Raw genomic sequence first — 18,972 nt, 5'->3', positions numbered from 1 at the left:
CGATAACGTTTTGGAGATCAAACTTCCCGATTAATCGCAAAGGTTAAGTTGCGCGCAATTTTCTAGCGCCACGCTATGCATGTGGCCACCCGAAATATTCATTCTCCGCTCAGGCAATTTATCTCACAAGACATGAGAGCTACTCGCCAGTCTGACGCAGCACGGGCGCTGCCTTCTGGCCGAGGATCCGCCATGTCCCGATAAGGCCAATGCCAACCGTCATCACCAAGGCGATAAGGATGGTTGCGATCGCAACATCCGGCAGGAAGCTGGATGGCAGCTTCATGATCCGGGCAACGACAAACCATGCGGAGACCCCACCTGCGAGGAGTGCGAATACCGCAGTGGCCAGACCAAGCATCATATATTCATACGAGAAAGCGCGGATTAGCATGGCACGGGTGCCACCGAGCGTTTTGAGAATGACAGCGTCGTGGGTCCGTGCCCGGTTTCCAGCCGCCAAGGCACCTGCGAGAACCAGGACAGACGCAATCAGGGCAACAGCCGCTGCGGCCCTGATCGCCGTCGCCAACTGTTCAACCAGACTGTTGACCAGATCGAGCGCGTCCTTGACCCTGACCGTGGTAATGGTGGGGTAGCTCGCGGTGACCTTTCTCAATATCTCGCCTTCCTGGGCGGCAGTCGCGCTTGGGTCTGCAAGGGTTGCCAGCCAGGAGTGAGGTGCGCCGCGGAACGTGTTGGGTGAAAAGACCATGACGAAGTTGAGCGAGAGCGACTCCCACTGCACGTCGCGCAGGTTGGCAATTTTTGCGGTGATGTTACGTCCCAATACGTTGACGGTTACGCTGTCGCCGATCTTCAGACCCAGTTCGCCCGCCTCTTCCGCCGCAAAGGAAACGAGAGGCTCGCCGGTATAATCGCCGCTCCACCAGGTGCCCTCTGTGAGCTTGGCATTGTCGGGCATGGTTTGGGCATAGGTGATGCCACGATCTCCGCGCAGGACCCATCGGCCAGCAGCAGGCACTTCCATCTTGGTCACGTCCTGGCCGTTGAGAGCAAGGATGCGACCCCGCAGCATGGGCACCTCCGTCAACGTACCCTCCGGCGCTTCTTTCTGGACAAGCGCCTTGAACCCATCCCGGTCGGCACCTTGAATGTCGACAAAGAAGAAATTCGGTGCCCGCTCTGGCAGACTGCCGGTGAGTTCCCGTCTAAGATTGCCGTCGATCAGCGTTAACGCGACCAGCAGGGTCAGACCGAGCCCCAGAGACAAGACCACGGAGGGCGTCAAAGCCCCGGGGCGATGAATATTGCCGATCGCCAGCCGCAGTGCTGCGGAATGGACGCGAGGGCTTCTCTTGGCAACGGCCCTGATGCCCCAGGCCACAAGCCTGAGAACGATAAAAGCGAAAGCGACCGCTCCCAAAAAGACCGACGCGATATATCTCTGTTCAGCCGAATAGATCGCCATGCCGGCCAACAGGGCAAGAAGCAAGCCAGTGGCGGCCAGATAGGGCCATGACGGCAATCGGTTGGCTTCAAATCCCTGTTCGCGAAACAATGCGGTGGCGGGGACTTCGCGAGCCTGACCCAATGGCAAGATCGCAAAGGCGAGTGTCGTCAACAGCCCGAACAGGGCGGCCATGAACAGCGCGCCGGGGTAGATCGCCAATTCGTCCGGAACAGGCAGGACACCTTCGAGAAAGCGCATGGCCACGAGCGGAGTAACCGCCCCCAACGCCAGTCCGATTGCGATACCGATGATGGCAATGAAGGCGATCTGGAAGAGATAGGTTAGTGTCACGACGCTGGCCGGTGCGCCGAGGCATTTGAGTGCCGCTATGGTGGTGCGCTTGGAGTCGAGGAAGGCGCGTACCGCGTTGGCAACCCCGACGCCGCCAACGATCAGTGCTGTAAGCCCGACCAGTGTCAGGAATTGAGAGAAACGGTTGACGTTTTCCGTGAGCGACGGTGCCGCCCGGTCGCTCGTTCGGATCGACCAGCCGGCACTTGGAAACTCACGATTGGCCTCTTCGGTGATCCCGCCTCGCTTGGCTGCGTCGTTCAAGCGGATCTTGTAGGCGTGTTCCACAAGGCTGCCATTCTGGATGAGCCCGGAGGTTGCGAGCGCTTCGCGGCTGATCAGAAGCCGCGGCGCAAATCCAAAACCATCCGATAGCGCGTCGGGCTCAGTAACCAGCGTCGCTGAGATTTTTAGCCGGACGTTGCCCAGCAGGACCTCATCGCCCCGTTTGATGCCCAGCCGCTCCAGAAAAAGCGGAGCGACGACTGCGCCATAGGCTTCGCCCTGCCTGGCCAGCAGTTGGGGAAGTAGCATTGCGGGGTCTGACTCCAGCTTGCCATAGAGCGGATAGGCCCCGTCGACAGCCTTTACCTCGGCAAGGGTCTGCTGCGACCCATCGGCGAGCCTTGCCATCGACCGCAGACCAGTAGAGACAGCAACAGTCCCCAGATTGTCGAGATAGGCCAATTCATCCGGCGAGGCTTCGCGGTTGCGCAGCTCGAAACGAATATCGCCCGCCAGAATGGATTGCCCCTGCGTTGCGATGGAACTGGTTATGGCGCGGGAGACGGAATTGACTGCAGCAATGGCGCCTGTACCGAGCGCGATGCAGGCAAGGAAAATGTAAAAGCCGCTGAGGCCGCCGCGTATTTCACGTCTTGCCAGACGCAGCGCATTGCCAAGGCGAAAGAAAAAAAGCGACCTGACCTTCATACCGACGCTGCCTGTCTGGCAACTGAGGTGGCGCTGTCACTTTCTATTTGACCTGACCTGACCTTGATCTGGCGAGAGCAGCGCGCGGCAAGCGACACATCATGGGTAACCAAAATCATTGTCATGCGGCGCTCCATCTGTTTGGAAAACAGAAGGTCGGCAATCTGCTTGCCGGTATCGGTATCGAGGTTGCCTGTCGGCTCGTCGGCAATCAGGACCGCAGGGGAAGGCGCCAGCGCGCGTGCAATGGCAACGCGCTGCTGTTCGCCCCCGGACAGCTGCCCCGGATAGTGGTTGAGCCTTTCACCCAGGCCCACTGCGACGAGTTCCTTGCGCGCGATATCAAAGGGATTGGCTACATTCGCCAATTCCAGTGGCACGGCAACATTTTCAATGGCTGTCATGTTGGCAATGAGGTGGAACGATTGGAAGACGATGCCGACATTGCGGCCGCGAAACTCGGCCAAGGCGTCTTCGCCCAATTTATGAAGCTCCGTTCCCGCAATTGTGATCTCACCGCTGTCAAGCCGCTCCAACCCGGCAAGAACCATCAGCAGGGTCGACTTTCCTGAGCCGGAAGGGCCGACAATTCCAACCGCTTCGCCTTCATTGATGACGAGGTCGATGCTCTTGAGAACGTGGACGGACGCGGCGGCATTACCGAGGGTTAGATCAGCCTTATTCAGATCTATGATGCTTTTCGTCACAATTCGCGTTCCTATATGTAAGAGACATTGGCAGCTCGATAGCGATCTTGGGCAGCCCGAAAGACATCAAATGTTTCGGCATTGCCAGACAAATTAGGGAGGCCGATATGGGTTTTAAAGCTGCTACCGCTCAATTCATCGTCATATGCGCAGCATTGCTGCCAGCAGGGGTAGTGTATTCGCAGTCAAAGCCGGTCGAACTGGTCGGCTTTGGCGACAGCCTGATGGCGGGATATCAGCTGCCGCCGACGGAAAGCTACACGGCTCAACTGGAAGCGGCGCTTCGAAAGAAGGGCATGAACGTTGCCGTTGCCAATGCCGGTGTTTCAGGAGACACGACCGCCGGCGGTCTGGCGCGGGCGGACTGGTCTGTGCCTGACGGAACCGACGGCGTCATTCTCGAACTCGGTGCCAACGATGCTCTTCGCGGTGTTTCGCCTGATGAGACCGAGAAAAATCTCGACCAGATCATTGCCGGTTTCAAGAAACGCAACATCCCTGTTTTGCTCATCGGCATCATGGCTCCTCCCAACATGGGTGGAGATTTTGCGGCCCGGTTCAACGAGATTCATCCGCGGCTTGCCAAAAAATACGATCTGCCGCTCTACCCGTTTTTCCTCGATGGCGTGGTGCTCGATCAGACACTTCAGCTGGAGGACAGGATGCACCCCAATGCAAAGGGCGTGGGCATCATGGTGGAAAGAACGCTTCCGGTTGTTGAGAACTTTGTAAACGCTATTGGTGCTCAATAGAAATAAGCGCTTGCGCTGCGCTGCGTTGCATGATTCGCTAGACTTGTTCTGCCAAGAGATTCGGGGAGCTCGCCATGCCGAGACTGTTTACCGCCCTCGAAATTCCGCGCAATGCGGCCATGAGCCTCTCATTGTTGCGCGGTGGTCTGCCGGGTGCCCGGTGGATTGACGTGGAGAATTACCACATCACATTACGGTTCATCGGGGATATCGATGGTCGAACGGCAGACGAGGTGGTCAATCGCCTGGACCGGATCGACCGCCCCGAATTTGAAGTCAACCTCACGGGCATCGGTTCTTTCGGTTCGAAAAAACCACATTCCATCTGGGCGGGCGTCTCGCAATCTCCAGAAATGACGGCTTTGCAGGGCGAAATCGAAAGGATTTGTCAGCGGCTTGGCCTGCCGCCGGACCCGCGCAAATTTACGCCGCATGTGACACTCGCGAGGCTTCGGAATTCAAGACTGGACGACGTCGTGCACTATCTCTCCGGGCGCGGGGACTTCAGAACGACGACATTCAAGGTCGGCCGCTTCGTTCTCATGTCGTCCAAGGAATCGGTGGGGGGCGGCCCTTACATCGTTGAAGAAGCGTTTCCGCTTCAAGAGGCTTGGCCGATATCGAATTTCTCCGGCGCTGAACTACATCCTTCGAAGGGAATGGTTTAGGCGACCCCTGTCTATTCGCAGATCAACGCCCTCGTTGTAGAGGGCTCCTGAAACGCCGATAATAACATTCAAGCAGCGCTGCGACGCGTCGAGACGGTTGCGAATGAGCCGCGCTGTGTTGCAAACAGGCGCAAAACTCCCATGCAAACAAAAGAAGCGTTGTGCGTTTGACAAGACGGCAGCGAGCAAAGAGGCAAGGCAATGAAATTTCCCAAACTCGAACAGGCAGCCATAGAGAGCGAACTTGCAAAACTCGACGGCTGGACATTGCGCGACGATGGTCTAGCCATCCTCAAATCGTTCAAGTTTTCAAACTTTGCCGAGGCTTTCGGTTTTATGACGGAGTGCGCCATTGTTGCGGAAAAACTCAATCATCATCCCGAATGGTCAAATGTCTATTCCCGGGTCAAGGTCTGTCTCACCACCCATGATTCCCAAGGAATAACCGAAAGAGATTTCCTTCTGGCCAATGCGATGCAGAAGGCCGCTGCGGGCAGGGGATGATTGAAGTGCTTTCGTCTCGTCCTATATAGTTGGCATGACCAGAGGACCTACGACCATGGATGATGTGAAAATCGGCGAGATACTTCTGCCGGGCGATCCTGACACCCAGGAAAGTCGTGAGCAGCAGGTCCGGGCAAAGTTCTGGCCCAAAATGAAGCGTGTCATCAGCAAGGTGCCATTCGCGCGCGATGCGGCAGCCGCATATTACTGCGCGGTGGACAAAAACACGCCGTTTCGCGCCAAGGGCGTTCTTTTTGCGGCTTTGGGCTATTTCATTTTGCCGATGGACGCCATTCCCGATATTTTTGCTGTCGTCGGGTTCACAGACGACATAGCCGTCTTGACGGCGGCGCTGGCAATGATCCGTGCTCACATCAAGATGGAGCATTATGATGCTGCCGATGCGGCGATAGAGGCTATGAAGCAAGAGTAACGCCTCTGTGATTGCCCGTATGAGGCCGCGCTAAAAGCTGACAAATTCTTGCCTGAATTCTTGTGTCATTGCTGATGACGCAGGCTTTTCTCTCGCCTGCTTCGCTGGCGCTTGGAGTGACCAATCTGTAACACGCCGATGCAACCCTCTATTTTTAGCATTGGTGTTGACGGTTTGGTAACCGATCTTTAGCCAATATCAGGATGACGGACTTCACCTAGCATCGGCCCGGCGCAGCCGTTCGGCCAACTGGAAGACAATAAACCCGGCAGGAAATTCAATGTTTGTAAGAAGTGTAGCAACCGCAGTCGCCATTTTGCTGGCCAGCATCAATGTAGCCTCTGCACAGTCGCCCACGCGCATCCAGCAGTTCAATGCATGGGGTGCCTATTCGTACAAGTCGGGTAACAGCACCGTTTGCTATGTTCTTTCCATCCCCACCGCCAAGGAACCTGCAAGTGTTGATCACGGTGATATCTTCTTCATCGTTTCGCAGCGCCCCGGCCAGAACATTTCCTATGAGCCGCAGGCAATGGTCGGCTACACCCTGAAGGAAGGCTCGAAGGTCAATGTGACCATCGACAACAAGAACTTCGTGATGTTCACCAAGGACAAGGCTGCCTGGGTTGAAAATGCTGCAGAAGAGCCAGCGCTTGTTGCCGCCATGAAGGGTGGCAAGTCGATGACGGTCAAGGCCACGTCTGCCCGTGGCACGGCAACATCCTATTCCTATTCTCTCTCGGGCATTTCTGCTGCCTTCAAGCAGATCGAAAGCTGCAAGTAAGCTCAGCCTGCACATGGTTTTTGAGTGGCCGGTCGTCGACCGGCCATTTGCGTTTTGGCGATTTTGATGCTAAAGGCCGCGCTAACACTGACGAGTGTCTGCGCAACAGGCGCATTACACTTGATTTTTCTCGACATGCAGACGCTTTCAACCTTTCTCTAGAGGGTGATGCAGCGCTGTATGGGATGATGGGATAGGGACGATGTCCACACTGGAAGCCACTGCTGGTCTTGCAATCAAAGCCCCTCTGATCGCCAATAGCGATCTCATGTCCGGCAAGCCGTCTTTGATCGGCCTGACGCGTGAGGATATGGCCGAGGCTTTGCTGGATGCCGGCGTGCCGCAAAAGCAGGTCAAGATGCGCGTGAGTCAGTTGTGGAACTGGCTCTATGTGCGCGGCGTCTCGGATTTCGACCATATGACCAATGTGGCGAAGGATCTGCGCGAGACGCTGAAGGCGAAGTTCACCATCGCCCGGCCCGAAATCGTCGAGGAGCAGGTCTCCAATGACGGCACCCGCAAATGGCTGATGCGCTTCCCGCCCCGTGGCGCCGGTCGTCCGGTTGAGATCGAAACGGTCTATATTCCCGAAGAAGGTCGCGGCACGCTGTGCATTTCCAGCCAGGTCGGCTGTTCGCTGACCTGCTCCTTCTGCCATACCGGCACGCAGCGTCTGGTTCGCAACCTGACTGCCGAAGAAATTCTGGCGCAGCTTCTTGTGGCGCGTGATCGCCTCGGTGATTTTCCGGACCGCGAAGCACCGCAGGGAACCATCATGCCCGCGGAAGGCCGCAAGGTCTCCAATATCGTGATGATGGGCATGGGCGAGCCGCTCTACAATTTCGACCATGTGAAGACCGCCCTTTTGATTGCCACCGATGGCGATGGCCTGTCGCTTTCCAAGCGACGTGTGACGCTGTCGACCTCGGGCGTGGTGCCGGAAATCTTCCGCACCGGCGACGAAATCGGCGTGATGCTGGCCATCTCGCTTCATGCCGTGCGTGACGAGTTGCGCGACATGCTGGTGCCTATCAACAAGAAATATCCGCTGAAAGAACTGATCGAGGCCTGCCGCAACTATCCCGGCCTTTCGAATGCCCGTCGCATCACCTTCGAATATGTGATGCTCAAAGACGTCAATGACAGTCTGGAAGACGCCAAGATGCTCACGCAGCTTCTGAAAGGCGTTCCGGCCAAGATCAACCTCATCCCGTTCAACCCATGGCCGGGTACGAATTACCAGTGCTCGGACTGGGCGCAGATCGAGAAATTCGCCGATTTCATCAATCAGGCAGGCTATGCTTCTCCGATCCGCACCCCCAGAGGACGCGATATCCTTGCGGCCTGCGGCCAGCTCAAGTCGGAATCGGAGCGGATGCGCAAGACAGAGCGCATGGCATTCGAAGCCATGATGATCGCCAATCACGGTGCGGATGACGACTAAGAAGAAGAATTGATGGGTGACTCTTGGCTTGCGCGATTGATTTCGTTTTAACCCTTTCCTAAAGAAGGCGGCAACAACGAAACAATCGGAGGAATTTCTATGCGCACACTCATTCTGGCGCTTGCCGCTGCCACAGCTCTCATCGTGCCCGCAAAGGCCGAGGACGTGACCGTCGCCGTTACGGCCATCGTTGAGCATCCGGCGCTGGATGCTGCGCGTGATGGCGTAAAGGCCGCACTGGCCGAGGCTGGCTACAAGGAAGGCGAAAACCTGAAATTCGTCTACCAGTCGGCACAGGGAAATCCTGCGACGGCTTCACAGATTGCCCGCCAGTTCGTGGGTGACGCGCCCTCTGTCATCGTGCCGATCTCCACGCCTTCGGCGCAGGCCGTTGTCGGCGCCACGCGTGATATTCCCGTCGTCTTTACGGCTGTCTCCGATCCGGTCGGTGCGCAGCTGGTCAAGAGCATGGAAAAGCCGGGCCGCAACGTGACCGGCCTTTCGGATATGTTGCCGGTTGCCGAGCATCTGGCACTGATCAAGGAAATCACGCCGTCGGCAAAGACCATCGGCTACATCTACAATTCCGCAGAGGCAAATTCCGTTTCTACATTGGAGCTTCTGAAGACCGAGGCTGAAAAGGCCGGCCTGAAGGTCGTGGAATCCGTGGCGACGAAATCGGCAGAAGTTCAGGGGGCGACCCGCGCCCTGGTGGGCAAGGCCGATGTGATCTACGTCCCAACCGACAACACGATCGTTTCCGCCTTCGAGGCCGCTGCCGGTGTTGCTGCCGAGGCAAAAATTCCGCTTTACGCCGCCGATACGGATTCCGTTGCCCGTGGTGCGATTGCCGCTCTGGGCTTCAACTATTTCGACGTTGGCAAGCAGACGGGCGCTGTCGTCGTTCGCATCCTCAAGGGTGAAAAGCCCGGTGACATTCCGGCAACCGTTGCTGTCGGTACCGATCTCGTTCTCAACAAGAAGGCTGCCGAGAAAGCCGGCGTGACCTTCCCGCAGAGCGTGACGAAGCGCGCGACGAAGATTATCGACTGATCCTATCCGTCTTTCGGCCTTGAGCCGGAACCCAGCAGCGCCGCGTCTGCGGTGCAAGAACCTCTTGCGATCAAGGAATTGATCGCGCTGGACCCCGGCTCAAGTCGGGGATGACGGAAGAGAGACGGCACGACTGGCAGTCTATGACTGTTTCAATTGCAGCCCGTCCGATGGTGGCGGGCAAACCAAGGAATTCTACCGTGAGCCAAATCGCCTTCTGGGGCGCCGTTGAACTAGGGCTGGTCTTTGCCTTCGTTGCTATTGGCGTTTATCTCGCATTTCGCGTTCTCGACTTCCCCGATCTGACCGTCGATGGGTCGTTTCCGCTGGGCGCTGCCGTGGCAGCGGTCATGATTGTTGCGGGCTTCAATCCGTGGCTGGCAACGGGCGTTGCCATGGTTGCCGGTGCTGCGGCTGGTATGGTCACGGCGGTTTTGAACGTCCGCTTCAAGATCCTCAATCTTCTCGCCTCCATCCTGACCTTGATTGCGTTGTTTTCCGTGAACCTGCGGGTCATGGGCAAGCCGAATGTCGCGCTGCTCAATCAGGAAACGGTGCTCGAGCCCTTCTATGGAATGGGCGTTCCCGAGTATCTCCTGCGTCCTCTTTTCGTGGGCGTCCTGGTGGTGATCGCGGTCATCCTCGTTTGGCGCTTTCTGGAAAGCGATGCGGGTCTTGCCATGCGTGCAACCGGTGCCAATGCGCGGATGGCGCGGGCGCAGGGCGTCAAGACGGGCAATCAGATCTATCTCGGAATGGCTCTCTCCAATGCTCTGGTGGCATTGGGAGGTGCATTGTTTGCGCAGACCAACGGTTTTGCCGATGTTACTTCCGGCGTTGGCACGATTGTCGTCGGTCTTGCCGCCGTCATCATCGGTGAAACCTTGTTCGGCTCACGGGGGATATTGGTTGCCCTTATCGGCTGCATACTGGGCTCGATCGCCTATCGTCTCGCCATTCAGCTGGCACTTTCCAGCGATGTGCTAGGACTGAAGGCCTCTGACCTCAATTTCGTGACCGCTGCGCTGGTTGCCGTGGCGCTGATTTTGCCACGCCTGCGTCGTGGGGGAGCCGCATCATGATTTCGCTTTCGGATATCCAGGTCGTCTTCGGGCGAGGAACGCCTTTGCAGAAGCAGGCTTTGGCCAAGATAGACCTGACCATCGAGGACGGTTCTTTTGTCACCGTCATCGGATCCAATGGTGCGGGAAAGTCCACGCTTCTCGGTGTTCTGGCGGGCGATGTGCTTCCCACGGCAGGCAAGGTGATCATCGGTGGTGTGGATGTCACCCGCAAGCCGACTGCGAGCAGGGCAGGGCAGGTAGCCCGTGTTTTCCAGGACCCTCTGGCGGGCAGCTGCGGGGCTCTGACCATTGAAGAAAATCTCGCGCTCGCAGCTGCGCGCGGTAAAGCCCGCGGTCTCCTGCCGGCGCTCGGCGGCGGACGACGGGTGTTTTTTCAGGACCGTATCGCTTCCCTCAACCTGGGACTGGAAAACAGACTGAAAGATCGAATGGACCTGTTGTCGGGCGGTCAGCGGCAAGCGGTCTCGCTTGTGATGGCGACGCTTGCGGGGTCGGATGTCCTGCTGCTCGATGAGCATACCGCTGCTCTGGATCCAGGCATGGCCGAGTTCGTCATGGATTTGACGCGCAAGGTCGTGGCAGATCGAAAGCTGACCACCCTGATGGTGACGCACTCCATGCGCCAGGCCCTTGATTACGGCGACCGCACCATCATGCTGCACGCAGGAGAAATCGTGCTGGACGTGGCTGGCGAAAGCCGAAAAGACCTGCAGGTCGAAGATCTGATAGAGATGTTCCGCAATATTCGCGGCCAGACCTTGGATGATGATGAGCTGCTGATCGGCTGATGCGGGCGGCTCGCTGCCCGAGCCGTCTACCTGGCTTGCACGAGGAAGATTTTCACCGCAAACAGCGAGAAAACCCCGGCGATCGTATAATCGAGCCCGCGCAAAACCTTCCGGTTCTGCTGCAACCAGGCAGAGAGCTTGTCCGCTCCAACGACGATTCCGATTCCGATCGGAAGCGCAACGATGATGGACCACAGGCCAAGAAAAATGAGTTTTCCGGTTACATGCGGGTCGGATGCACTCACGAACTGCGGCAGGAAGGTCATGAAAAAGATGATGATCTTCGGGTTCAGCAAATTGACCCAAAGGCCATTGAGCAAGGCAGACTTCTTGGACGATCTGGTCTTCTGTTCATCCGGGCGCTCGACCGCAAAATTCGACCCTTTCCGAATGGCCATGATGGCCAGCCAAACGAGGTAGGCGGCACCACCTGTTTTCAGCACCATGAAAGCAGTTGGCGAGGCCACAATCAGTGCCGCTACGCCAAATGCAACAAGCATCGTATGCACTGTAATGCCGAGATTGGTACCGACGAGCGTCATGAAGCCTGATACGCGGCCATCGCGCAATGAACGGCTTATCCAGAGCGTCATGTCGGGACCAGGGGTCACCGCCAGAAGCAGAATAGCAATTGTGAATCCAATCAATGTCGGCAGGCTGGGTAGCATTTCCATGGGACATCACTCGCGGGATCTGATCCACTTGCTTACCGCCATTTTACAGAACTGCCAACTGCCGGATTAGGTATGCCGCACCTAAGGGTGCGGCACCCGTGTCAACTGTTCAGGAAAGACTTGAACTCATTGCTGTATTCTTCATGCCATCGCGACAGTGGCGGCCTGTTTTCGATGATGTCATTTGCGGCCCAGAGAATACGCTTCTCGTCGGTTTTACGATCCACTTCTCCATCAGGGCAGAGAATGTAGAAATCACCTCTTCCGATGCTGTCGATCATGAAATCAATCGTCTGGTCCGGCGTCCATGCGCCGGTTGGTTTTTCAGTGCGGCCGTTGGCGGTGAGACCCGTAAAAACAAAACCCGGAATCAGCAGGTGGGATGAGACGCGGCCATTTGGGGCGTTTCTCAGCTCGTACTCAAGTGCCTCCGTAAAGGCCTTCACGCCAGCCTTGGACACGTTATAGGCGGGGTCGCCGGGCGGTGTGGTGATGCCCTGTTTCGATCCCGTGTTGATGATCAGCCCCGGTTCGCCGTGGGCGAGCATTCCGGAACCGAAGACCCGGCTGCCATTTACGACGCCCATGAGGTTCACGCCCAGCACGTTGTCCCAATTTGCCTGCGGTCCGAAGATCGCACTTCCGGGCTGCACTCCGGCATTGTTCATCAAAACATGGACGCGGCCGAACCTCTGAATGACGGCGCTCTCGAGGGAAACGAGTTCATCCAGTTTCGAGACATCGGTGGGTATAGAGACGACGTCAGTCGTGCCGTCCCTAGCAAGCGCGGCGACTTCCAGCTGGGCTGCCGCTAGTTTTTCTCCGTCGAGATCCACCAGCACGACGCTCATTCCGAAACCGGCGAATTTCCGGGCGGCTGCCAAGCCTATGCCCGATGCCGCACCGGTGATGACGGCGACATTGTCCTGTGCAAATGCGTTGTGAAGGGTCGTCATAGGTTTCTCCTTTTTCGTTGCCGCATGTCATCGCGACAAAACGTTTCCTGGAACCTTGCGCTTTACAAACGCGACGGGAGCTTAGTGTTTTTATCGTAGCAAGTCACATGACAATGAATATGCTCCGTGCCTTCACGCCACTGCATTTTTGTTGCACGGGAAGATAAACTCGCTAAAAGTGCCGAAATCCCAAGGAAATGGCGACATCCCAATCTCGCCTGCACGCAAATGGATTTCACTGATGGCTCTTCCGAAAGACGTAAAGAAAGTCGTTCTCGCCTATTCCGGCGGCCTCGATACCTCGATTATCCTCAAATGGCTTCAGACGGAGCTTGGCGCAGAGGTGGTAACATTTACCGCTGATCTGGGGCAGGGCGAAGAGCTTGAGCCTGCACGCAAGAAAGCCGAGATGCTGGGCATCAAGGAGATTTTCGTCGAGGATGTCCGCGAAGAGTTCGTGCGCGACTTCGTCTTTCCAATGTTCCGTGCCAATGCCGTTTATGAAGGCGTCTATCTGCTCGGCACCTCCATTGCCCGTCCGCTGATCTCCAAGCACCTGATCGATATCGCCAAGAAGACCGGAGCTGATGCCATTGCTCATGGCGCGACCGGAAAAGGCAATGACCAAGTTCGCTTCGAACTTTCGGCCTATGCGCTGAACCCCGACATCAAGATCATTGCGCCATGGCGCGACTGGACCTTCAAGAGCCGTACCGATCTTCTCAACTTTGCCGAACAGCACCAGATCCCTGTTGCCAAGGACAAGAAGGGCGAGGCGCCGTTCTCCGTCGACGCCAACCTGCTTCACTCTTCTTCTGAAGGAAAGGTCCTCGAAGACCCCTCCGTCGAAGCGCCGGAATACGTTCACATGCGGACGATTTCGCCGGAAGCTGCACCGGACAAGGCCACCGTCATCAAGGTCGGCTTCCGCAAGGGTGACGCTGTCTCCATCAACGGTGTCGAAATGTCTCCTGCGACCCTGCTGGCCGCGCTCAACGATTACGGTCGGGACAACGGTATCGGTCGCCTCGATCTAGTCGAAAACCGCTTCGTGGGCATGAAGAGCCGTGGCGTTTACGAAACGCCTGGCGGCACCATTCTGCTTGCCGCCCACCGCGCCATCGAATCCATCACGCTTGACCGTGGTGCCGCCCATCTGAAGGATGAGATCATGCCGCGCTATGCGGAACTCATCTATTACGGCTTCTGGTTCTCTCCAGAGCGCGAAATGCTTCAGGCGCTGATCGACAAGAGCCAGGAACACGTCGAGGGTGAAGTCACGTTGAAGCTCTACAAGGGCAACGTCATGGTGACCGGCCGTGAGAGCGACAAGTCGCTCTACTCCGACACCCTCGTCACGTTCGAGGACGACCAGGGCGCCTACGACCAGAAGGATGCAGCGGGCTTCATCAAGCTGAATGCATTGCGTCTGCGCACCCTTGCCAAGCGCAATCTCGGCAAGTAAATTTTCGGCTATGACGTCAAAAGCCCCGCTTGCGGGGCTTTTTTATGTCTGCCTGCCTCTGTCGCTCGCGGCTGCCTGCAGATTTCGTTGCAGCAGTTTAAGCATCTCGTAAAAGCGCGACAGGTCGGCTTCACTGCAACCTTCCGTAGCCTGGCCGATAACGCTGTCCACCTCACGCCGTACGGCAATCAGGAGATCGGACGAAGCGTCGGTGAGGAAGATGCATTTGGAGCGGCGGTCATCGGGATTGGGCCTGCGTTCGACCAGGCCGAGAGACTCCAGCTTGTCGAGGTAGGTGCAGACCGTCATCGGTTCCAGCCCTATCCTGCCGGCTATATCGGCCTGCTTGCTGCCATCGATGGCTGCCACGGTCAAAAGAGCACGCGCTTCACCTGGTGTCAGCCCCAGCCCAGCTTCGCTGATGCGTCGCTCAAACACACTGTTGAGAAACCGCGTGCTGCTGTTGAGGAGGAATGCCAAGGACTCTTTTTCGATCGACGTCGTCATGATGCGCCTTTTTCGTAAGGCTCTCTTATTAAAAATTCCCGTGTGACTGGCAAGCCTCCCGACATGGGTGCGACGGATCGGTTGATGAAAGAAGCGTATTGAAACCGGGCTTGCACCGTGCCCATATGGCGCAAATCGCATTTGCATGAGGACGAACCCATGACATCCACCACCGCGCTCTACGCTTCTCTTACTCACTGGGACGGGAAAAACGGTCTCCCGAGGTTCGAGAATGTCCGCGACGAAGATTTTGCCGGCGCCTTCGATGCTGCCCTCGTCGCCCACGATGCGGAAATTGACACAATCGCGCAGGCCGGTGAAGAGCCGAGTTTCGCAAACACCATCACAGCGCTCGAAATCGCCGGTGACGAGCTCTCGCGGGTTTCGGCACTGTTCTGGAACAAGGCAGGCGCACATACCAACCCGGCCATTCAGGCGCTGGAACGCGAGATCGCGCCGAAGATGTCCAGGCATTATTCCAGGATCAGCATGAATGAAGCGCTGTTCAGGCGGATTGACAGCCTCTGGGAACAGCGTGAGGCGCTGGGTTTGAGCGGCGAAGAACTGCGCGTTCTGGAGCGTCATTGGAAGGGCTTCGTGCGATCCGGCGCAAAGCTGCCAAAGGATAGCCAGGAGAGGCTTGCTGCCATCAACGAGGAGCTTGCAGGGCTCGGTGCGAAGTTTGGACAGAATGTTCTGGCCGACGAAAAGAGTTGGAAGCTCGTTCTTTCCACCGAGGAGGAACTTGCAGGCGTGCCGGACTTCCTGCGCGATGCGATGAAGGGTGCCGCACGCGAGCATGGCGATGAGGGTGCTTATGCGATCACGCTGTCGCGCTCGATCATTGAGCCTTTTCTGACGTTTTCAGAGCGCCGCGACTTGCGCGAACAGGCATTCAAGGCTTGGGTTTCCCGGGGCGCCAACGGCGGAGAAACCGATAATCGCGCCACGGTCAAACGGACGCTTGAATTGCGCGATGAAAAGGCGAAGCTTCTGGGTTACGCCAATTTCGCCGCCTACAAGCTGGACAATACCATGGCGAAAACGCCGGAAGCGGTCAATGATCTGCTGACGCGCGTCTGGACCAAGGCTGTTGAGCGCGCTGGTGAGGAGGAAGCCGAACTGGCCGCCCTGATGCGTGAAGAGGGTAACAACCACGATGTCATGCCGTGGGACTGGCGTCACTACGCCGAAAAACTGCGGGCAATCAAATTCAATTTCTCCGAGGCCGAACTGAAGCCATATCTGCAACTGGACAAGATTCTCGAGGCCTGCTTCGAGGTTGCCCATAGACTTTTCGGCATCCGTGCACTCGAAGTCACCGACGTCATCGCCTACCACCCGGACGTGAGAACATTCGAGATCCAGGACGGTAACGGTAAGATCGTTGCGGTGTTTCTTGCCGACTTTTTTGCCCGGCCTTCGAAACGGTCTGGCGCATGGATGAGCTCGTTCCAGTCTCAGCACAAGCTGCGCCTCAAGAACGGCAGGGAGGGCGAGCTGCCGATCATCTACAATGTCTGCAACTTCGCCAAGCCTTCGCAGGGAAAGCCAGCACTTCTTTCACTGGACGACGCCCGCACCCTGTTCCATGAATTCGGGCACGCTTTGCATGGTATGCTATCCAACGTCACCTATCCATCTGTTTCAGGAACCGGTGTCTCACGTGATTTCGTGGAGTTGCCGTCGCAGTTGTACGAACATTGGCTGACGGTCCCGCAGATTCTCGAGACCTACGCGCTGCATTACGAGACCGGCGAGCCGATGCCGAAGGCCTTGCTGGACAAGGTTCTGGCCGCGCAGACCTTCAACGCCGGTTTCAACACGGTTGAATATACCTCATCCGCCCTGGTGGATATGGCGTTCCACACGCGTGGTGTTGTTGAAGATCCGATGGCTGTCCAAAGCGACGTTCTGGCTTCGCTGGGAATGCCGAAATCCATGGTCATGCGGCACGCAACTCCGCATTTTCAGCACATATTCTCCGGTGACGGGTATTCGGCAGGCTACTATTCCTACATGTGGTCGGAGGTTCTGGACGCAGACGCGTTTGAGGCGTTCGAAGAAACGGGCAATCCATTCAACCCCGATGTGGCACGCAGGTTGAGGGACAATGTCTATTCTGTCGGCGGCTCTGTCGATGCCGAAGAAACCTACAAGGCGTTCCGTGGCAAGATGCCGAGCCCGGACGCAATGATGAGGAAACGCGGTCTGGTTTGACATCAGGCGGTCAGGTCCGGAAAATCCCGGTTTTGACCACCTCAAAACTGTCATATAAGCCTGTTACGGCATTTTCGCAGGGGGCTTATGTTACAGGCCCCCCTTTCGCATTTGCAAAAAAAAGGTTATGAGCCCGCCAAACTAAATTGGCGCACACCCGTTTGATAGCGCCCAACCTCAGAGATCTTGAACAATGGCACTTCGCAACATCGCGATTATCGCGCACGTTGACCATGGCAAAACGACGCTCGTTGACGAGCTTCTGAAACAGTCCGGCTCGTTCCGCGAAAACCAGCGCGTTGCAGAACGCGTCATGGATTCGAACGACCTCGAAAAAGAACGCGGCATTACCATTCTCGCCAAGGCGACTTCGGTTGAGTGGAAGGGTGTTCGCATCAACATCGTCGACACCCCCGGCCACGCCGACTTCGGCGGTGAAGTTGAGCGTATCCTTTCGATGGTGGATGGCGCGATCGTTCTGGTCGACTCGTCCGAAGGTCCGATGCCACAGACCAAGTTCGTCGTGTCCAAGGCGCTCAAGGTTGGTCTTCGCCCAATCGTTGCGATCAACAAGATCGACCGTCCCGATGGCCGCCATGAGGAAGTCATCAACGAAGTGTTCGACCTTTTCGCGAACCTCGACGCGACCGACGAGCAGCTCGACTTCCCGATCCTTTACGGTTCCGGTCGCGATGGCTGGATGAACGTCAATCCCGAGGGACCGAAGGACGAAGGTCTGGCACCGCTTCTCGATCTGGTTCTCAAGCACGTTCCTGAGCCAACGGTTGAAGAAGGCCCGTTCCGTTTGATCGGTACGATCCTTGAAGCCAACCCCTTCCTCGGCCGCATCATCACCGGTCGTATTGCTTCCGGTTCGATCAAGCCGAACCAGGCCGTCAAGGTTCTGGGCCAGGATGGCAAAACCATCGAAACCGGTCGTATCTCCAAGATCCTCGCTTTCCGCGGCATCGAGCGTACAGCAATCGAAGAAGCCCATGCGGGCGACATCGTTGCTATCGCCGGTCTGTCCAAGGGCACCGTTGCCGACACCTTCTGTGATCCCTCGGTCAACGAAGCGATGACGGCGCAGCCGATCGACCCGCCAACCGTTACCATGTCCTTCATCGTCAATGACAGCCCGCTGGCTGGCACCGAAGGTGACAAGGTTACGTCGCGCGTCATCCGCGACCGCCTGTTCAAGGAAGCCGAAGGCAACGTCGCGCTCAAGATCGAAGAAGCCGAAGGCAAGGATTCGTTCTTCGTTTCCGGCCGTGGCGAATTGCAGCTTGCCGTTCTGATCGAAACCATGCGCCGCGAAGGCTTCGAACTTGCCGTCTCGCGTCCACGCGTCGTCATGCACAAGGACGAAAACGGCCAGACCATGGAGCCGATCGAGGAAGTCGTCATCGACGTCGATGAAGAACATTCCGGTATCGTCGTCCAGAAGATGTCTGAGCGTAAGGCTGAAATGACCGAGCTTCGCCCATCCGGTGGCAATCGCGTTCGTCTCAAGTTCCTGGCTCCGACCCGTGGCCTCATCGGCTACCAGTCCGAACTGCTGACAGACACACGCGGCACGGCGATCATGAACCGCCTGTTCCACGACTACCAGCCCTTCAAGGGTGCCATTGGCGGTCGCGTCAACGGCGTTCTCTTGTCGAACGGCGCTGGTGAAGCAGTTGCCTACGCCATGTTCAACCTGGAAGATCGCGGCCCGATGATGATCGAGCCCGGCGAAAAGGTTTATGCTGGCATGATCATCGGCATTCACACGCGTGACAACGACCTTGAAGTCAACGTTCTCAAGGGCAAGCAGCTGACCAACATCCGCGCTGCGGGCAAGGACGAAGCCGTCAAGCTGACGCCGCCGATCCGCATGACGCTCGACCGCGCGCTCTCCTGGATTCAGGACGACGAGCTGATGGAAGTGACGCCGAAGTCGATCCGTCTTCGCAAGATGTATCTGGACGCCAACGACCGCAAGCGCTTCGAAAAGGCTAAGCTTGCTGGCTGATTTTCAGCGTCTAACTTGTGATTTCGAAAAACCCGGCCTTCGCGCCGGGTTTTTTGTTTTCCTGGCAGCGTTAACCCTGTCTCCGTTTTGTTTGGGGGCAAAGCACCATGCTGCTTGCCTCAATGGTAAATTTAGCGTTAATTTTTACCCTTAATCCACATGAATAGGCTGTGGGTAAGCTTCACGCCGTTAACCTTTGCGGCTGGTAAGTTCGCTCCGC

The 18,972-nt window shown here is 57.0% G+C and carries 17 protein-coding genes; 12 read left to right on the top strand and 5 right to left on the bottom strand.

Translation table 11 applies throughout. The features are described from left to right. Positions 1-139: 139 nt before the first annotated feature. Both ASF69_RS16130 and ASF69_RS16125 read right to left on the bottom strand, forming a co-directional pair. Positions 140-2,698: an ABC transporter permease gene (locus ASF69_RS16130; RefSeq protein ID WP_062589220.1), complete on the bottom strand. Its 2,559-nt coding sequence runs from the start codon at positions 2,696-2,698 to the stop codon at positions 140-142. After that, the gene (locus ASF69_RS16125; RefSeq protein ID WP_062589219.1) at positions 2,695-3,405 is read right to left on the bottom strand and encodes an ABC transporter ATP-binding protein; all 711 of its coding nucleotides are present in this window, start codon (positions 3,403-3,405) and stop codon (positions 2,695-2,697) included. The genes ASF69_RS16130 and ASF69_RS16125 overlap by 4 nt, the downstream gene beginning before the upstream one ends. Before the next feature lie 107 nt (positions 3,406-3,512). Here ASF69_RS16125 and ASF69_RS16120 point away from each other — a divergent pair, with 107 nt between their 5' ends. The 9 genes from ASF69_RS16120 (at position 3,513) to ASF69_RS16080 (ending at position 10,916) form a co-directional block, all read left to right on the top strand. After that, on the top strand, positions 3,513-4,157 hold the full coding sequence (locus ASF69_RS16120) for an arylesterase (protein ID WP_062589218.1): 645 nt from the start codon (positions 3,513-3,515) through the stop codon (positions 4,155-4,157). 74 nt (positions 4,158-4,231) lie between these two features. Beyond that, on the top strand, positions 4,232-4,825 hold the full coding sequence (thpR, locus tag ASF69_RS16115; protein WP_062589217.1) for an RNA 2',3'-cyclic phosphodiesterase: 594 nt from the start codon (positions 4,232-4,234) through the stop codon (positions 4,823-4,825). Between the two features lie 201 nt (positions 4,826-5,026). Beyond that, positions 5,027-5,329 (top strand): 4a-hydroxytetrahydrobiopterin dehydratase, encoded by a 303-nt coding sequence (locus ASF69_RS16110; protein ID WP_062589216.1) that lies wholly within the window; start codon positions 5,027-5,029, stop codon positions 5,327-5,329. Between the two features lie 55 nt (positions 5,330-5,384). Beyond that, complete coding sequence (locus ASF69_RS16105) at positions 5,385-5,762, top strand: YkvA family protein (RefSeq protein WP_062589215.1); 378 nt, start codon at positions 5,385-5,387, stop codon at positions 5,760-5,762. A 280-nt stretch (positions 5,763-6,042) separates the two neighbouring features. Continuing rightward, positions 6,043-6,546, top strand: coding sequence for an invasion associated locus B family protein (locus tag ASF69_RS16100; RefSeq protein WP_062589214.1), 504 nt, complete (start codon positions 6,043-6,045; stop codon positions 6,544-6,546). Between the two features lie 268 nt (positions 6,547-6,814). Further along, positions 6,815-7,990, top strand: a complete 1,176-nt coding sequence (rlmN, locus tag ASF69_RS16095) for a 23S rRNA (adenine(2503)-C(2))-methyltransferase RlmN (protein WP_112964585.1) — start codon at positions 6,815-6,817, stop codon at positions 7,988-7,990. 99 nt (positions 7,991-8,089) lie between these two features. After that, positions 8,090-9,043: an ABC transporter substrate-binding protein gene (locus ASF69_RS16090; RefSeq protein ID WP_062589212.1), complete on the top strand. Its 954-nt coding sequence runs from the start codon at positions 8,090-8,092 to the stop codon at positions 9,041-9,043. Positions 9,044-9,243: 200 nt separating this feature from the next. Further along, positions 9,244-10,125, top strand: coding sequence for an ABC transporter permease (locus ASF69_RS16085; protein ID WP_062589317.1), 882 nt, complete (start codon positions 9,244-9,246; stop codon positions 10,123-10,125). Further along, positions 10,122-10,916 (top strand): ABC transporter ATP-binding protein, encoded by a 795-nt coding sequence (locus ASF69_RS16080; protein WP_062589211.1) that lies wholly within the window; start codon positions 10,122-10,124, stop codon positions 10,914-10,916. The genes ASF69_RS16085 and ASF69_RS16080 overlap by 4 nt, the downstream gene beginning before the upstream one ends. A 26-nt stretch (positions 10,917-10,942) precedes the next feature. On the opposite strand, the gene ASF69_RS16075 is transcribed toward ASF69_RS16080, so the two are convergent. Both ASF69_RS16075 and ASF69_RS16070 read right to left on the bottom strand, forming a co-directional pair. Beyond that, positions 10,943-11,590 carry a LysE family translocator gene (locus tag ASF69_RS16075; RefSeq protein ID WP_062589210.1) on the bottom strand — a complete coding sequence of 216 codons (648 nt, stop codon included), beginning with the start codon at positions 11,588-11,590 and terminating at the stop codon, positions 10,943-10,945. Positions 11,591-11,691: 101 nt separating this feature from the next. Then, complete coding sequence (locus ASF69_RS16070; protein ID WP_062589209.1) at positions 11,692-12,546, bottom strand: SDR family NAD(P)-dependent oxidoreductase; 855 nt, start codon at positions 12,544-12,546, stop codon at positions 11,692-11,694. A gap of 241 nt (positions 12,547-12,787) precedes the next feature. On the opposite strand from ASF69_RS16070, the gene ASF69_RS16065 reads away from it, so the two are divergent. Continuing rightward, a complete protein-coding gene (locus ASF69_RS16065) occupies positions 12,788-14,011 on the top strand; it encodes an argininosuccinate synthase (RefSeq protein WP_062589316.1) in 1,224 nt (407 codons plus the stop codon). A gap of 42 nt (positions 14,012-14,053) precedes the next feature. Here the strand turns inward: ASF69_RS16065 and ASF69_RS16060 are convergent, their stop codons facing one another. After that, on the bottom strand, positions 14,054-14,518 hold the full coding sequence (locus tag ASF69_RS16060) for a MarR family winged helix-turn-helix transcriptional regulator (protein WP_062589208.1): 465 nt from the start codon (positions 14,516-14,518) through the stop codon (positions 14,054-14,056). A 159-nt stretch (positions 14,519-14,677) separates the two neighbouring features. Between ASF69_RS16060 and ASF69_RS16055 the strand changes: the two genes are divergently transcribed. Together ASF69_RS16055 and typA are read left to right on the top strand one after the other, a co-directional pair. Then, complete coding sequence (locus tag ASF69_RS16055; RefSeq protein WP_062589207.1) at positions 14,678-16,738, top strand: M3 family metallopeptidase; 2,061 nt, start codon at positions 14,678-14,680, stop codon at positions 16,736-16,738. Positions 16,739-16,931: 193 nt separating this feature from the next. Next, a complete protein-coding gene (gene typA, locus ASF69_RS16050) occupies positions 16,932-18,752 on the top strand; it encodes a translational GTPase TypA (protein WP_062589206.1) in 1,821 nt (606 codons plus the stop codon). The last annotated feature ends 220 nt before the right edge of the window (positions 18,753-18,972 follow it).

It is taken from the genome of Rhizobium sp. Leaf311 (assembly GCF_001423445.1).
Taxonomy (GTDB): domain Bacteria; phylum Pseudomonadota; class Alphaproteobacteria; order Rhizobiales; family Rhizobiaceae; genus Agrobacterium.
The sequence above is the reverse complement of the archived record's forward strand: the minus strand, read 5'-3'. Positions and strand labels throughout refer to the sequence as shown.

Coding starts and splice junctions, on each gene's coding strand:
- ASF69_RS16130 (WP_062589220.1), bottom strand. CDS start 2,698: ATGAAGGTCAGGTCGCTTTTTTTCTTTCGCCTTGGCAATGCGCTGCGT.
- ASF69_RS16120 (WP_062589218.1), top strand. CDS start 3,513: ATGGGTTTTAAAGCTGCTACCGCTCAATTCATCGTCATATGCGCAGCA.
- thpR (WP_062589217.1), top strand. CDS start 4,232: ATGCCGAGACTGTTTACCGCCCTCGAAATTCCGCGCAATGCGGCCATG.
- ASF69_RS16110 (WP_062589216.1), top strand. CDS start 5,027: ATGAAATTTCCCAAACTCGAACAGGCAGCCATAGAGAGCGAACTTGCA.
- ASF69_RS16105 (WP_062589215.1), top strand. CDS start 5,385: ATGGATGATGTGAAAATCGGCGAGATACTTCTGCCGGGCGATCCTGAC.
- ASF69_RS16100 (WP_062589214.1), top strand. CDS start 6,043: ATGTTTGTAAGAAGTGTAGCAACCGCAGTCGCCATTTTGCTGGCCAGC.
- rlmN (WP_112964585.1), top strand. CDS start 6,815: ATGTCCGGCAAGCCGTCTTTGATCGGCCTGACGCGTGAGGATATGGCC.
- ASF69_RS16090 (WP_062589212.1), top strand. CDS start 8,090: ATGCGCACACTCATTCTGGCGCTTGCCGCTGCCACAGCTCTCATCGTG.
- ASF69_RS16080 (WP_062589211.1), top strand. CDS start 10,122: ATGATTTCGCTTTCGGATATCCAGGTCGTCTTCGGGCGAGGAACGCCT.
- ASF69_RS16075 (WP_062589210.1), bottom strand. CDS start 11,590: ATGGAAATGCTACCCAGCCTGCCGACATTGATTGGATTCACAATTGCT.
- ASF69_RS16070 (WP_062589209.1), bottom strand. CDS start 12,546: ATGACGACCCTTCACAACGCATTTGCACAGGACAATGTCGCCGTCATC.
- ASF69_RS16065 (WP_062589316.1), top strand. CDS start 12,788: ATGGCTCTTCCGAAAGACGTAAAGAAAGTCGTTCTCGCCTATTCCGGC.
- ASF69_RS16060 (WP_062589208.1), bottom strand. CDS start 14,518: ATGACGACGTCGATCGAAAAAGAGTCCTTGGCATTCCTCCTCAACAGC.
- ASF69_RS16055 (WP_062589207.1), top strand. CDS start 14,678: ATGACATCCACCACCGCGCTCTACGCTTCTCTTACTCACTGGGACGGG.
- typA (WP_062589206.1), top strand. CDS start 16,932: ATGGCACTTCGCAACATCGCGATTATCGCGCACGTTGACCATGGCAAA.